This window comes from Citromicrobium bathyomarinum (assembly GCF_038594485.1).
In the GTDB taxonomy this organism is placed as follows: Bacteria; Pseudomonadota; Alphaproteobacteria; order Sphingomonadales; family Sphingomonadaceae; genus Alteriqipengyuania; species Alteriqipengyuania bathyomarina_A.
Genome location: NZ_JBCFZG010000006.1, coordinates 1 through 14,343 on the forward strand (window position 1 = coordinate 1; position 14,343 = coordinate 14,343).

General features: G+C 62.5%; 10 protein-coding genes. 8 read left to right on the plus strand and 2 right to left on the minus strand.

Going from position 1 to position 14,343, the window contains the following annotated elements; genetic code table 11:
- Positions 1 to 146: 146 nt before the first annotated feature.
- Positions 147 to 2,966 (minus strand): TonB-dependent receptor, encoded by a 2,820-nt coding sequence (locus AAG591_RS11240; RefSeq protein ID WP_342531396.1) that lies wholly within the window; start codon positions 2,964 to 2,966, stop codon positions 147 to 149.
- Between the two features lie 294 nt (positions 2,967 to 3,260).
- On the opposite strand from AAG591_RS11240, the gene agaR reads away from it, so the two are divergent.
- Positions 3,261 to 4,040: a transcriptional repressor AgaR gene (gene agaR, locus AAG591_RS11245; protein WP_342531397.1), complete on the plus strand. Its 780-nt coding sequence runs from the start codon at positions 3,261 to 3,263 to the stop codon at positions 4,038 to 4,040.
- Here agaR and AAG591_RS11250 read toward each other — a convergent pair.
- Positions 4,028 to 5,191 (minus strand): amidohydrolase family protein, encoded by a 1,164-nt coding sequence (locus AAG591_RS11250; RefSeq protein WP_342531398.1) that lies wholly within the window; start codon positions 5,189 to 5,191, stop codon positions 4,028 to 4,030. The two genes, agaR and AAG591_RS11250, sit on opposite strands and share 13 nt — an antisense overlap.
- Positions 5,192 to 5,325: 134 nt before the next feature.
- On the opposite strand from AAG591_RS11250, the gene AAG591_RS11255 reads away from it, so the two are divergent.
- The 7 genes from AAG591_RS11255 to ccoN all read left to right on the plus strand — a co-directional run bounded on the left by AAG591_RS11255 (position 5,326) and on the right by ccoN (position 14,339).
- A complete protein-coding gene (locus tag AAG591_RS11255) occupies positions 5,326 to 7,413 on the plus strand; it encodes a glycoside hydrolase family 36 protein (protein ID WP_342531399.1) in 2,088 nt (695 codons plus the stop codon).
- Positions 7,414 to 7,415: 2 nt separating this feature from the next.
- Positions 7,416 to 8,345, plus strand: a complete 930-nt coding sequence (locus AAG591_RS11260; RefSeq protein ID WP_342531401.1) for a DMT family transporter — start codon at positions 7,416 to 7,418, stop codon at positions 8,343 to 8,345.
- Positions 8,342 to 9,622 (plus strand): D-tagatose-bisphosphate aldolase, class II, non-catalytic subunit, encoded by a 1,281-nt coding sequence (locus AAG591_RS11265; RefSeq protein WP_342531402.1) that lies wholly within the window; start codon positions 8,342 to 8,344, stop codon positions 9,620 to 9,622. Before AAG591_RS11260 ends, AAG591_RS11265 begins: the two co-directional genes overlap by 4 nt.
- Positions 9,615 to 10,751 carry an SIS domain-containing protein gene (locus AAG591_RS11270; RefSeq protein ID WP_342531404.1) on the plus strand — a complete coding sequence of 379 codons (1,137 nt, stop codon included), beginning with the start codon at positions 9,615 to 9,617 and terminating at the stop codon, positions 10,749 to 10,751. Before AAG591_RS11265 ends, AAG591_RS11270 begins: the two co-directional genes overlap by 8 nt.
- A complete protein-coding gene (locus AAG591_RS11275) occupies positions 10,736 to 11,707 on the plus strand; it encodes an N-acetylglucosamine kinase (protein ID WP_342531405.1) in 972 nt (323 codons plus the stop codon). The genes AAG591_RS11270 and AAG591_RS11275 overlap by 16 nt, the downstream gene beginning before the upstream one ends.
- 175 nt (positions 11,708 to 11,882) lie before the next feature.
- On the plus strand, positions 11,883 to 12,584 hold the full coding sequence (locus AAG591_RS11280) for a Crp/Fnr family transcriptional regulator (RefSeq protein WP_342531406.1): 702 nt from the start codon (positions 11,883 to 11,885) through the stop codon (positions 12,582 to 12,584).
- Between the two features lie 78 nt (positions 12,585 to 12,662).
- On the plus strand, positions 12,663 to 14,339 hold the full coding sequence (ccoN, locus tag AAG591_RS11285; protein WP_342531407.1) for a cytochrome-c oxidase, cbb3-type subunit I: 1,677 nt from the start codon (positions 12,663 to 12,665) through the stop codon (positions 14,337 to 14,339).
- Positions 14,340 to 14,343 lie beyond the last annotated feature (4 nt).

The window sequence follows — 14,343 nt, forward strand, 5'->3', positions numbered from 1 at the left end:
GCTGTAGCTTGCAAAAAGCGGGTCGGGCGTCCGCCTATGCGGATACCCGACCCGTCGTGTTCAGCCTGCCTCGGTGCGTGAGGGGGAGAGGAATACGCACCGATCGAGCAGGATGACCCTATCGCGGTCCTGACGGATCTCTCCGCTCAGAAACGATAGCTCGCGCTCAGTTTCACCGACCGGCCATACCGGTAGTAGCCCTGCGACAGCAGCGGATTGCCGTTGATGCTGTACGTCTGTTCCGAGTCCAGCAGGTTCTGCCCGTCGAGAGCAAGGCTGATGCGGTCGGTAATGTCGTAAGAGATATGCGCCGTCACCCAGGTGATAGCATCGGCCTCTTCGTTGTACCCTTCGCCCAGCACATTGATCGCGGTGGTGAAGGCGTCCGTGTGGTCAGCCGTGACCGCCATCGACAGCGGGCCCTTTTCGTACAGCAGGCTGAGCGAGTAGACCGACGGAGCGATACCTTCCAGCGGGCGCACCTGATCGCCAACATAGCTCTTCGACCAGTTGCGGGTGAACTGACCGCGCACGCCGAAGCCGTTTTCGAACAGATGCTGCAGCCCGACTTCGACACCCTTCACCCGCGCATGATCGCCGTTGATCGGGCGGATGATGTTGAACAGGTACCCGGGCACGCCGATGTCGATGCCGGGTTCCCAGCTGGTCGTGATCTGGTTCTTGATGTACTTGTAGAAGCCAGCCACGTTGAAGATCGAACTCGGCGCGAAATACCATTCAAGCGAGGCGTCGAACTGGTCGGCCTGGTACGGTTTCAGGTCCGCGTTACCGCCATAGACCTGCGTGAATTCACCCCAGGACACGCTTTCGGTCGTGTTGGTCGGAGCCAGCGTTTCGACCGACGGGCGCGCCATCGTGCGCGCCGCGCTCAGGCGCAGGCGCAGGTCGTCGATCAGGTCGATGCTCAGGTTCGCCGAGGGCAGGAAATAGGTGTACTCACTATCCTGCGTGATCTCCGAAGGATCGTCGTAGACTGCGGTATAGTTGAACGCCCCGTTGGCGATGATGTTCAGGATCTTCGCATCCCAGGCTTGCGCCGTGGTATTGGTATTGACCATGCGCACGCCGACGTTGCCGCTCCAGCTCGCACCCGAGAGGTTGGCCTGCACGTAGGCGGCCAGCGTGTCTTCCGTGACGCGATAGCTTTGCAGCGGGTTCCACACAGGAGCCGCGGCAGAGAAATCGTAAGTGCCGCCACCGGGGCGCGCCGTGCCGTTATAGGCCTGGAGCGCATCGATATAGCCCGGCACGTCGAACGACAGGAACGAACGCGGGAAGGTGGCGTCGACGCCGCTCATGAAGTTGGGCAAGGCCAAGCTGCGGGAAATGACGTTGCCGCCAAGGTCGCCCACATTGATCGCGTAGTTGCCCGAATAATAGTCGGCCCCGCCGGTCAGCGAATTGTTGACCAGCTCACGCGACTTCTCGCGGCTGGTGTAGGTGACACCGAACAGAACGGAATCGAGCGGCCCCATCAGCGTCGACCAGTCGCCGGCGAAGGACAGGCCGGTGATCTTGTCGTCGATATTGTCGCCACCGAGCGAGAAATAGTGCGTGTTGAAGTCCGACGGCCCGAACGCGCCATCGGCAAGCCCCGCGACCAGATCGCGGCCGTCGTCGAACGTCACCTGAACATCGGGCACAGCCGAATCGTTGAGCATGAAGCTCGCCGAGTTGGGCTGATTCATGCGCAGCACGACGTAGCTGTCCTGTCCGCCCGAATAGCGCGAGGAACTGGAGCGGTAGAGGTCCGCAGTCAGCGTCAGGTTATCGGTCGCTTCCCACTTTGCGTTGGCGCCGTACAGATCGGTGTCGACCACGCGATAGGTCGTCTGGTTCAGCAATTCCGGATTGAGCGCCAGTTCCGGGTCGGGATTGGTCATGTCGAAACTGGTGACGATGCCGTCCTGGATGACCATGTTCGACCAGCGCCCGGGGGCGAACAGCGTGTAATAGGACTGCTGGAACCCGACCTGCGGGGAATCGAGCTTCGTCTTGATCCCGTCGAGCGTGAGGGTGAAGGTGTCGGTGGGACGCCATTCGACCTTGGCAGTGAACGCGCGGCGGCGCTTTTCTTCGAGGATCGATCCGACGCGGAACTGGCCAACGCCGATCAGGCCATATTCGTCAGGATCGAGCACGCCGTTGCCGTTGGGGTCGATATTGCCGCCCCAGGCATTGCCCCACAGCCAGCTTTCGTCGGTCGGGTCGGGGTTGCGCGTCCAGCCACCGTCATTGCCGGCAACGTCGGTGCGATCCTTGCGCCGCTCCAGCACCACGCCCAGCATGACGCCGAGGGTATCGTCGGCAAAGGTATTGCTCACCACGCCGGAGAATTTGACGCCGGCATATTCGGACATCATGTTGTAATCGCCCTGCAGGCGCGCCACGCCATTGAGGCCGAGCTTGTCGAACGGACTGGCCGAACGCAGGTTTACCAGACCGCCGATCGCACCTTCCGTGTTAGCGGCCTCTGCCCCCTTGATCACGTCGGCTCCGCTGATCACGTCGGAGGGCAAGACGTCATACGCAAAATCGCGGCTCGCGCCGTCGGTGGCGAGGATGCGACCGTTGAACGTCGTCAGCGTGTATTCCGGGCCGAGACCGCGGACGCTGACATACTGCCCTTCCCCGCCCGCAGTGCGGCTGATGGCAACGCCGGTGATGTGCGCGAGCGAGTCAGCCACGTTGTCATCGGGAAAAACGCCAAGCTCCAGCGCGCTGATCGAATCCTGCACGGTCGATGCATTTTTCTTCAGTTCTACAGAGCGCGCGATACTGCCGCGCACACCGCGCACCACGATGACGTTGTCCGTCGGCTCGCCTTCGGAGACTTGCTCTTCGTCCGGCGCGCTGTCCTGAGCGGCCAGCGGATTGGCGGCCATGATTGCGGCAAGACTGCACCCTGCAACTGCAACGGCACGAAACTGGCGATACGCTTTCATGAAATTCCCTCCATCGATCTGCCGCGGCAATCCCTGGCTACGGCAGCATCCCCTTATTACGCGAAACCGAGGACTCACCCCCAATATGTTTCGTTTTGCATCGTAAGCACGGAATTTCCGTATGACAAGCACTATATAATGATAGTTATTCAACACGATTTGGCCTCGCGGCATCTCAAATAGCTTCAGCTACCACCATTTTCGTGCGTTTTCCGGAAATCCCCGAGGCGTGCCATATTGCGTAAGATATGGGCACCTCCTAGAATGCGCGCACAGGCGGGACCACGGGGCAAAATGACCAAATTGCGAGATACCAGCGGTCGGCGGCAGAAGATGATCGCCATGTTGAAAGAACTCGGCAGTATTCAGGTGGCCGAACTTTCGCGGCAATTCGACGTGTCGTCCCAGACGATCCGGAAGGACCTCGATTTCCTGTGCGAGCGCGGGCTGGCGGAACGCTCCTATGGCGGCGCCATCTCAACCGATGTCATCAACTCCGGCAACGAACCCGCGGTGGAAACCAAGCAGGTTATCAATGTCGAGGAAAAGCGCAGGATCGGGAAGCGCGCGGCAGAAATGGTCGAACCGGGCGATTCCATCGTCCTCGATTCGGGCACGACGGCCTTGGCTATCGCATCCTGTCTGCCCGACCTCGAAGACATCACTGTCGTCACGAACGACTTCAACGTGCTGTCCGTACTGGCACGCAAGGAGCACGTTGTCGTGGTCATGCTTGGCGGACAAATGCGCCGCCGCAACATGGCGTTCTACGGCGGGCAGACGGTCGACGCGCTCGACGCGCTGCATGTCGACAAGCTGTTCCTGGGCGTTGACGGTTTCGACCTCCAGCGCGGGCTCACCACGCATTACGAACCCGAAGCAATGCTCAACCGCAAGATGGTCAGCAGGGCGCGATCGGTCATCGCAGTGACCGACAGTTCCAAGTTCGGACGCACCTGCCTGCACCGGATCATCGATGTCGGCGAGATTTCCGCGCTGGTGACCGACACCGACGCGCCGGACTACATCCGCGATGCAGCCCGGACGGTCGGCTTCGATCTCTACGAAGCTTGAACGAAGGCGGGAAAGACCCGCAGCGCGTTTTCGTAATAGATCTTCCGGATGACCGAACGCGGCAGTGCCAGCCCGGGCGTATCTGCCTTCAGCGTCTCGACGTACTGGCTTTCCGGCGTGGCAAGATAGGTCCAGTCCGAACGCCAGACGCCTTCGGCCGATGCAGCGAAATCGGCACCGGGATCGATCGGCGGATTCTGCGCCTTCGCCTCGTCCGATAGCGGGCTTAGCGTCAGGTCGGTCGCGTACAACACGCGGTCCTGGTACCTGATCAGGAAGTCGCGCACCTTTTCCCGGTCGTGGTTCGACTGGTACTGCAGGTTGCTCATCCGCGCAGCCATGTCGACGACCGCGTTCGGATAGGTATCGAGGAAAGCAGCCAGTTCGTCGACGCTCCATTCGATGCTGCCCATATGGGCGCCCATCACCGTCAGCCCGGGATGCGCCCCCACGAAGCGGTCGCGAGCATCCATAAGCTGCTGATAACTCGGCATCTCCGGGTGCAGGTACATGTGATATTCGGGATGCGCCTTGAAATACTGGCGATCATTCTCGGTCGTCATCTGATCGAGCGGCAGCCAGCAATTGTAAGGTTCTGCCTGGTGGGCGATCAGCGGCACCCCGCGCTGTTCGATATGCGCCATCACTACATCGAAACCGGGATCGTCGAGCATGATCAGCTCGCCTGCACTGTTGCGTTCGACCATGCCGATGTTCTTCCACACCTTCACGCCGATCGCACCCGCGTCCAGCTCCCGATCGATGTGGGCGTTTGTGCGCGCGGACCACCCGGGGGTCTCGAAACCGTCCATCGAAAACGTGGTCGCGAACTGGAAATGCGCTGGGTCTTCCGCATAGTAGCGGTGCGCCACGTCAGCTTGTGTGGCGAGCGAAGGAAAGTCCGGATAGTCGACGTTGATCGACAATACCTGGAACCCGTTATCGCGGACCAGTTCGAGAAACGACGGGTCGTACATGTTGGCATGCACATGCACGTCTATCTTGGGCACGCGGTCGAAGTCGGCCTTGCTGTAATGGCCGTCGGCGGCGGCAAGAGCCGTAGGGTTGGCGCCGTCTGTCGCCACACACCCGGCCAGTGCCGCCGACATAGCCGCGAGCACCAGCGATAGCTTCACAGTGGGTTTTCTCATCTCGCCTCCTGATCGAATGAAAACGAAAGTTCATCCTTGCATCCGTTTTCATTATGTTACATCTATTGATCCGGAGAGCAAACGGATATTCCGGGCGGGGGACGCCTGGCGATTTGAACGCTGGAGGGCGAGGAATGATTCATAAAGCGGGTATGCGACGTCGGCAGGTGCTCCAGCTCATGGGCAGCACGTCCGCGGTGCTCGCGGTCGGCACCATCGCCGCCCCTCCCGTGTTCGCCGCGCCGATCGCGAACCGCTTCGGCGACGACGCGCTTACGATAGAGATCGACAGCGGCATGCGCACTCGCCTGCTGGTCGGCGGACGTGCGTTGACCGGTTTTTCGGACAGCGAAACGCTGCTTCCCGCCGAAGGCACGGCGCTCGCCCCTTTCCTGCTGACCGAACAGGGGCAAAGCGCTTCGAAGGTCGCCGGACTAGCGGGCACGACGCACAGCGCCACGGGCGTGAGTGCCAACGGCATCGAAAAGACCGTCGAATTCACCTTCGATCCCAACCGCCCCGGCATCGCGGCTATTATTGCCACCTACCGCAACACCGGGAAGGAGCCGGTGGCCCTGCGCGGCTGGCGCAATGCTGCGCATAGCCTGACGCGCGGGGAGCGCGGAGTTTGGACTTTCGCCGGATCGTCGCATGGCGACCGGCGCGACTGGATCCAGCCGGCACCTGCCGGGTTCGATCAGCGCAACTACATGGGCATGAACGCGTCGGACTATGGCGGCGGCACGCCGGTGGTCGACATCTGGCGGCCCGACGCCGGGCTGGCCGTCGGGCATCTCGAGCTGAAGCCGAAGCTGATCGCCCTGCCCGTAGCAAGTTCCACTAGCGAAACGAGCATTGCGCTGGAAAGCGATCAGCCTTTCGAACTGGCTCCGGGGGAGGAAGTCTCCACCCTTACGACATTCCTCGCCGCGCATACCGGCGACTGCTTCGCTCCGCTGACAGCCTATCGCGAGATCATGGCCGCCCGCGGGCTGACCGATGCCTACGTCCCCGCCTCCGCTTACGAAGCGATCTGGTGCGCGTGGGGTTACGAGCGCAATTTCAATACCGATCAGGTCATCGGCACGCTGCCCAAGGTAAAAGAGCTGGGCATCAAGTGGGCGGTGATGGACGACGGCTGGCAGACGGCAGAGGGCGACTGGTACCTCGACCCCAAGAAATTCCCGAACGGCGATGCCGACATGATCGCGTTCGTGAAGCGGATCAGGGACGCCGGCCTGCGCCCGCGCCTGTGGCTGGCACCGCTCGCCGTCGATCCCGGCACCGACCTGCTGCACGATCACACCGACATGCTGCTGCTGGACGAGAACGGCGCGGTCAACGACGTCACCTGGTGGAACGCGTTCACGCTATGCCCGGCCTACCAGCCGACCATCGACCATTGCACCGCGCTGGTGCGCAAGATCATCGGCGAATGGGGCTACGAAGGCCTGAAGCTGGACGGGCAGCATCTGAACGGTGTTCCGCCATGCTACAATCCGGCACACAACCACGCCTATCCCGAGGAAGCCTGCGAACAGCTGCCCGCGTTCTGGCAGGCTGTCCACGACGCGGCGACATCCATCAACCCGGATGCGATCCTGGAATTCTGCCCATGCGGCACGTCCTTTGCGTTCCATTCCCTGCCCTACATGAACCAGGTTCCGGCATCCGATCCGCTGTCGTCCTGGCAGATCCGGACCAAGGGCAAGACGACCAAGGCGCTAATGGGCCCGTCGGCGCCGTATTCCGGCGACCATGTGGAGCTCAGCGACGGGGGCACCGACTTCGCGTCCGCGGTGGGCATCGGCGGCGTTGTGTCGACCAAGTTCACATGGCCGCGCGACACCGACAATCCCATCGATGTGCTGCCGCCGGGCGGATATGTCCTGACGCCCGAAAAGGAGCGTTACTGGCGCAAGTGGATCGACCTCTATCACGAGCACGATCTGGCACGCGGCACCTATCGCGGCGAGCTGTACGATATCGGCTTCGATCGCCCCGAAGCGCACGCCATCGATCAAAACGATCGGAGCTACTTCGCCTTTTACGCTGATGAGTATTCGGGCCCCGTGGAATTGCGAGGGCTTGCAGCCGGACGTTACCGGGTGACGGATATCGAAAGCGATAAAGTGCTCGGCACGCTCGATGCGGCAGCCCCCCGCATGGCCGTGGCTTTCGCGGAGCACCTGCTCCTTCAGGCCGAACGGATCGGAGCGTGACGATGACTGAAGCTAAATCGCCGGCCGCCGGACGCAGCTGGCTGATCTATGCCCTCGCCACCGTCGCCCTGTGGGGTGTCTGGGGAGCGGTCGCGGGAATATCTGCTGAACGCGGCTTCCCCGAAACGCTGGTCTATTGCGTCTGGGCACTGACCATGATCCCGCCTGCGCTGATCGTGCTGGCGATGGCGGGCTGGCGGCTCGACCGCGATGCGCGCTCCGTGTTCTTCGGCTTGACGATCGGACTTCTCGGCGCGGGCGGCCAGCTGGTGCTGTTCTACGCCGTAACGCGCGGACCGCCCTACCTGATCTTCCCCGTCATTTCGCTGTCGCCCATCGTCACGATCACGCTGTCGCTGCTGATCCTGAAGGAGCGGACCGGGAAGCTGGGCGTGCTGGGCATCATACTGGCGCTGGTGGCGCTGCCGATGTTCGATCTTTCGCTGTCGGGCGATGTTGGCGGTCTTGGATGGGCTCCGCTCGCGCTGCTGATCATGCTGTGCTGGGGCGTGCAGGCGTTCTTCATGAAGCTGGCGAACAACACCATGAGCGGGGAAAGCATCTTCTTCTACATGATGCTCTCCGGCCTGCTGCTGGCTCCGGTCGCCTATTTCGTGACCGATTTCAGCCAGCCGATTAACTACGGCACCGACGGGCCCTGGCTGGCAGCGGGCATCCAGATGCTCAACGCCATCGGCGCGCTGACACTGGTCTTCGCCTTTCGTTACGGCAAGGCGATCGTCGTCGCCCCCTTGTCCAATGCCGGGGCACCGCTGGTCACCGCGATGCTTTCCCTGGTCATTCTGGGAGCGGTACCCGGTCCGCTCAAGATCGTCGGCCTTTGCCTCGCACTGATCGCGTCGGTCCTGCTGGCCATCGAACCCGAGGCTGCCGACGAGCCTGAGCCGGACGCCGAAGGAGAGCTGGCATGAGCCTCCTTCTGGACCGCGTTGCCCGCCACAAGGCAGGCGAGAATGTCGGCATCTATTCGGTCTGCTCCGCCCATCCGCTGGTGATCGAAGCCACGTTTCGCCACGCGCTGAAGCACGACGCGCCTTTCGTTCTGATCGAGGCGACCTCCAATCAGGTCAATCAGGATGGTGGCTACACCGGGATGAAGCCTGCCGATTTCCGCGACTACGTCGCCGAGATCGCGGAACGCGCCGGCTTCCCGGCGACGCGCATCGTGCTCGGCGGCGACCATCTGGGGCCGAATGCTTGGACCGCGCTGACAGCTGACGAAGCGATGGACCGGGCCGATGTGCTGATCGACCAGTATGTCCGTGCGGGTTTCGAGAAGATCCACCTCGACTGCTCGATGTCCTGCGTCGACGATCCCATCCCCCTGCCCGAAGAGACGATCGCCGCGCGCGCGGCGCGTCTGTGCCGGGTGGCGGAAGCGGCCTCTGCCGATGCCGGAACCAAGCCGCCAGTCTACGTTATCGGGACGGAGGTTCCGGTACCCGGCGGAGCGACCGAAGATCTGGAACCGTTGCAGGTGACCTCGCCCGAGGCGGCGCACGGCACCATCGCCATGCACAAGGAACTGTTCCCGGCGGAGGCGTGGGACCGCGTCATCGCGCTGGTGACGCAACCCGGGGTCGAATTCGACCACCACCAGGTGCTCGATTACCGCCCCGAAGCTGCGCAAGACCTCAGCCGCAGCCTGGACGATATCCCCGGCATGGTCTTCGAAGCCCATTCGACCGACTACCAGACCCAGGAGGCGCTGACCGCGCTTGTGCGCGACCACTTCGCGATCCTGAAGGTCGGCCCGGGTGTGACATTCGCGCTGCGCGAAGCGCTGTGGGCGCTCGACGCGATGGAGCGCGACATGCTGGGGAATCGCGCGTCGGATTTCCGCCAGCGGGTGCTGGCGGTGATGAACGACAAGCCGGGCAACTGGCAGAAATACTATCATTCGAGCGGGGCCGACTTGCAGCTCGACCTGCAATACAGCCTCAGCGACCGGATCCGCTATTACTGGCCCGATCCGCAGATCGCGCAGGCGCAGGACGAGATGTTCGCCAACCTGCGCGCATCCCCGCCGCCGCTGCCGCTGGTCAGCCAGTACCTGCCTGTTGCCTACGCGGAGCTGCGCGCAGGCACACTCACGAACGATCCGACCGAACTCGTCATGGCGCACGTCATGACGACGCTGGACACCTACCTGAAAGCGACTGACGCTGGAGAAAACCGCAATGCTTAGGCTTGGATACAACGAGCAGCAGTTGGAAGCGAAAGGCGCCCTGTGGACTGCGCGCGAGATCGGCCAGCAACCCGAAGTGCTGCTGGCGACCGACAGGATCGTGGCGCAAATGAAGGATCGGATTGCGGCCTTCGCGAACCCGTATCTGTCCAACCCGCTGGCGCGTGTCATCCTGACAGGTGCAGGCACGTCGGCGTTCATCGGCGAGTGCCTCGCGCCTTTCCTCGACGCGCAAGTCGCCGCCCGGGTGGAAGCCCTGGCGACGACCGACATCGTCAGCTCGCCCTTCGTCTACCTGAGAAAGGACGTGCCCACGCTGCTGGTATCCTTCGGCCGGTCCGGCAACAGTCCGGAAAGCAAGGGCGCCATTGAAATTGCGGACGAGCTGGTGGCCGACGTCAGCCATCTGGTCATTACCTGCAATGCCGACGGCGCGATCGCAGCCCAGGGCAAGGACAATCGGCTCACCGTGCTGCTGCCCGAAGCGGCCCACGACCAAAGCTTCGCCATGACGTCGAGCTTCACGTCCATGATGTACGCCGCCTGGGCGGCGCTGTCGCCCGAGCGCGCCGACCCGGCGCGTATTGCGGAAGGCTGTACCAGCCTGTTGCAGACGATCGTTCCGATGATGCAGCGTCTGGCCGAGGCCCGGTTCGATCGGGTCGTGTACCTCGGGAGCGGCCCGTTCAAGGGGTTGGCGCGCGAGGCGGCGCTCAAGCTGATGGAACTTACCGACGGAAAGATCCTGACCAGCTATGACTCACCGCTCGGTTTCCGGCATGGTCCCAAAGCCATGGTGAACGACCGGACGATGGTGATGCTGTTCATGTCGAACGATCCGCTCACGCGCGCCTACGACATGGATCTGCGCGCCGAACTTATCGCAGACGGGACAGCGGCGCAGATCGTGACCTTGTCCGCGCTGGATGACATCGACGATGCCATCCTGGTCCCCGGAATGGCGGATGCGAAGGACGCGGAGTTGCTCTACCCTTACATCGTTCCTGCGCAGGTTTACGGTATCCTCGCATCGCTCGATGCAGGTCTGACGCCGGATAACCCCAATGTGAGCGGGACGGTCAATCGCGTTGTCCAGGGCGTAAGGCTTCACGCATGCGAGACCGCCTGAACAAGGATATCTATCTCGGGGTCGATGGTGGCGGGACCAAGACCGCCTTTACGCTGATCGATAGCTCGGGCGAAGTGCTTGCGCAGCATCTCGCCGGGTCGAGCTATTATCTGCAGGTCGGTATCGAGAGACTCACCGAAATGTTGATGGAAGGGATCGCCAAGGTCTGCCCCGATCCGGCAACGCTGGGCTTTGCCTTCTTCGGCCTGCCGGCCTTCGGGGAAGACAGCAGGTTCGATCCGCTGATCGCACAGCTTCCGCGCGAGATGCTGGGGCACGATCGCTTCACCGTCGGCAATGACATGGTGTGCGGCTGGGCCGGGTCGCTGGGCGGGCGTGATGGCATCAACATCGTGTCCGGAACCGGATCGATCGCCTATGGCGAGCGGCGTGGGAAAAGCGCCCGGGCAGGTGGCTGGGGCGAGATTTTCAGCGATGAAGGATCGGCCTACTGGATCGCCACAAGAGGCCTGCAGCTGTTTTCCCGGATGAGCGATGGGCGATCTGCGCCCGGACCGTTGCTGGAGGCGCTACGCGACCACTTTGCGTTGAAGGCGGACCTCGACCTGTGCGGGCAGGTTATGGGTGCGGAGGAAAGTCGCGACAGCATTGCGGCGCTCAGCCAGATCGTCGCTACGGCGGCGAATGAAGGGGACCGCGCGGCGGCGGAGATATTCCGCGCCGCCGCTGCTGAACTTGCCGAGATCGTCGACGCGGTTGCGAGGCAGCTGGACTTCGGGACGGATGAAGACATTCCGGTCTCCTGGTCCGGCGGAGTTTTCCGCTCCGGCGACCTGGTAACCGCGCCCTTCAAGGCAAGGCTGGCGAGCATGGATGCGCGCTACCGGTTCGTAGAACCGGTAGCCGATCCGACGCTTGGGGCAGCGCTGTATGCCCTGCGTTGCGCGAACGACTTTCCCGCCCGACAGATGACCGAGACGGCTAAACAAGCCTGAGACAAGCACCGCTTGTCACTTCGCAGTCGACGTTCCTGCCAACGCGGCCAGCTTTTGAACTTTCAGACAGAGAGGGGCGCTCGCCAGGGCATAGCAACGGCTGCCATTGATCTCGATCAATGCGCTAGGGGTGAGCGGCAAGTTAATCGGGGGACCTATTCAAGAGGGCCCCGCCATGAACGATTTCATCGACCTGTTCGACGAATTTGATCGCCGCATTCTGCCGCATCATCTGACCGATGCAGACATACTGCGCCTTCGCCATCAGGCATTCGCGCTCCACCTGCGGGCGCAGGGTCACGTCGATTTCGGGAACCCCGAAGATCATTTCGCTTACATCGCGAAGGGGTCGGTAAAGCTCGTTGCCTATCTTTCGAGCTCGCGCGAACAGATCGTCGCATTCGGTTTCCCGGGCGAGCTGATGCACATTCCGGGCGCCGGGCGGAATGGCTTTTCCCTGATCGCTCTGGAGGCGACCGAGCTGTTGGCGATCCCGGCGGCCAGCCTGCTCGCCGCATCGGGCAAAGACAGCACCTTGCTGCGGCTCGCGATCGAGCAGACCATTCTCGCGCTCGGCCGAAGCCGCGCAAATTCGATCATGCTGGGTACGCATTCGGCACGCGAACGGCTGGCGGGCTTTCTATTCGCCATGTTCGAACGCGGAGCCCGCCATCGCGCATCGCCCGAGACGATCCGCCTGCCCATGTCACGAGCGGAAATCGCAGACAGTCTGGGCCTGACGATCGAAACGGTCAGCCGTCAGTTCAGTGAGATGCGAAATCTCGGCCTGATCGAGACGAGCGGCAGGTCGATCGTGACCATCCGCGATTGGGAAGGCCTTGCCCTTGCCGCGGGGCAAATGCCTGCCGCCGCATAAAATTTCCCAAATTTGATCTCGATCAATGCGCGTGAGTCCGGGCCGCCCTAACCGGCCGCCAAACGGAAGGGACCATTCATGAAAATCGAAGCAGCGCTGGGACGGGTCGGAGTGTGGTTTGTCCTGCTCCTCCTGTCACTTGCCGTCGCCGTGAACGCCAAGGATGCCGGCTTTGCAGCGCAGGCCGTCATCATCGCCGTGATCGCTTTTGTGATGATCTGGGTGACTGCGGGGCGCTTCGACCCCATCGGCGGTGGCCGGACGTTCTTCAAGATGCCCGAGACGCCTTCGGCCTACGACGACGAGATCGTTCGCTGGGGCGCGATCGCTACGATGTTCTGGGGTGTGGTCGGCCTGCTCGCAGGCGTCTTCATCGCCTCGCAGATGGCGTTTCCCTGGCTCAACGTCGAACCCTACCTCAATTTCGGGCGCCTGCGCCCGCTGCATACCTCGGCGGTGATCTTCGCCTTCGGGGGCAATGCCCTGCTCGCGACCAGTTTTTACGTCGTGCAGCGCACCTGCCGCACGCAGCTGGCCCTGCCCAGCCTCGCCCGGTTCGTGTTCTGGGGCTACCAGCTGTTCATCGTGCTCGCCGCGACCGGCTACGTCCTGGGCGTCACCCAGTCCAAGGAGTATGCCGAGCCCGAATGGTACGTCGACATCTGGCTGACCATCGTCTGGGTCGCTTATCTGGCCGTGTTTGTCGCTACGCTGCTGAAGCGTAACGAACCGCACATCTACGTCGCCAACTGGTTTTACCTCGCCTTCATCGTGACCGTCGCGATGCTGCACGTGGTCAACAATCTGGCGGTGCCGGTCAGCTTCCTTGGCAGCCGCAGCTACAGCGCGTTCGCGGGGGTGCAGGATGCACTGACCCAATGGTGGTACGGGCACAACGCGGTCGGGTTCTTCCTCACCGCCGGGTTCCTCGCGATGATGTACTACTTCGTGCCCAAGCAGGCAGAGCGGCCGATCTACTCCTATCGCCTGTCGATCATCCACTTCTGGTCGCTGATCTTCCTCTACATCTGGGCCGGCCCGCACCACCTGCATTACACCGCGCTGCCCGACTGGGCGCAGACGCTGGGCATGGTGTTCTCGATCATGCTGTGGATGCCCAGCTGGGGCGGAATGATCAACGGCCTGATGACGCTCAACGGCGCATGGGACAAGGTCCGCACCGACCCGATCATCCGCATGATGGTGATAGCGCTCGCCTTCTACGGGATGAGCACCTTCGAAGGGCCGATGCTGTCGATCAAGGCGGTCAACAGCCTCAGCCACTATACCGACTGGACCATCGGCCACGTCCATTCCGGCGCCCTGGGCTGGAACGGGATGATCACCTTCGCGTGCCTCTATTACCTGTTCCCGCGGCTGTGGAAGCGCGAGCGGATGTATTCGCTGCGGATGATCAACTGGCACTTCTGGCTCGCGACGCTGGGGATCGTTTTCTACGCCTCCAGCATGTGGGTGGCGGGGATCACCCAGGGCCTGATGTGGCGCGAATACGGGCCCGACGGGTATCTGGTGAACAGCTTCGCCGACACGGTCGCCGCGCTGCACCCGATGTACATCCTGCGGATGACGGGCGGGCTCATGTACCTTTCCGGCGCGCTGGTGATGACCTTCAACGTCTGGATGACGCTGGCCGGGAAGCTGCGCGACGAAGCGCCGATGACCAGCGCCTCCTACGATCCCGAAAAAGACACGCCGATCGTCGCTGCGCACCGCGACACCGTGCCGGCTGAATAGGAAC

What these genes read in the sequence shown, in the direction of transcription:
- AAG591_RS11260 (WP_342531401.1), top strand. Translation starts at nt 7,416, where the DNA reads ATGACTGAAGCTAAATCGCCGGCCGCCGGACGCAGCTGGCTGATCTAT.
- ccoN (WP_342531407.1), top strand. Translation starts at nt 12,663, where the DNA reads ATGAAAATCGAAGCAGCGCTGGGACGGGTCGGAGTGTGGTTTGTCCTG.
- AAG591_RS11265 (WP_342531402.1), top strand. Translation starts at nt 8,342, where the DNA reads ATGAGCCTCCTTCTGGACCGCGTTGCCCGCCACAAGGCAGGCGAGAAT.
- AAG591_RS11240 (WP_342531396.1), bottom strand. Translation starts at nt 2,966, where the DNA reads ATGAAAGCGTATCGCCAGTTTCGTGCCGTTGCAGTTGCAGGGTGCAGT.
- AAG591_RS11250 (WP_342531398.1), bottom strand. Translation starts at nt 5,191, where the DNA reads ATGAGAAAACCCACTGTGAAGCTATCGCTGGTGCTCGCGGCTATGTCG.
- AAG591_RS11275 (WP_342531405.1), top strand. Translation starts at nt 10,736, where the DNA reads ATGCGAGACCGCCTGAACAAGGATATCTATCTCGGGGTCGATGGTGGC.
- AAG591_RS11280 (WP_342531406.1), top strand. Translation starts at nt 11,883, where the DNA reads ATGAACGATTTCATCGACCTGTTCGACGAATTTGATCGCCGCATTCTG.
- AAG591_RS11255 (WP_342531399.1), top strand. Translation starts at nt 5,326, where the DNA reads ATGATTCATAAAGCGGGTATGCGACGTCGGCAGGTGCTCCAGCTCATG.
- AAG591_RS11270 (WP_342531404.1), top strand. Translation starts at nt 9,615, where the DNA reads ATGCTTAGGCTTGGATACAACGAGCAGCAGTTGGAAGCGAAAGGCGCC.
- agaR (WP_342531397.1), top strand. Translation starts at nt 3,261, where the DNA reads ATGACCAAATTGCGAGATACCAGCGGTCGGCGGCAGAAGATGATCGCC.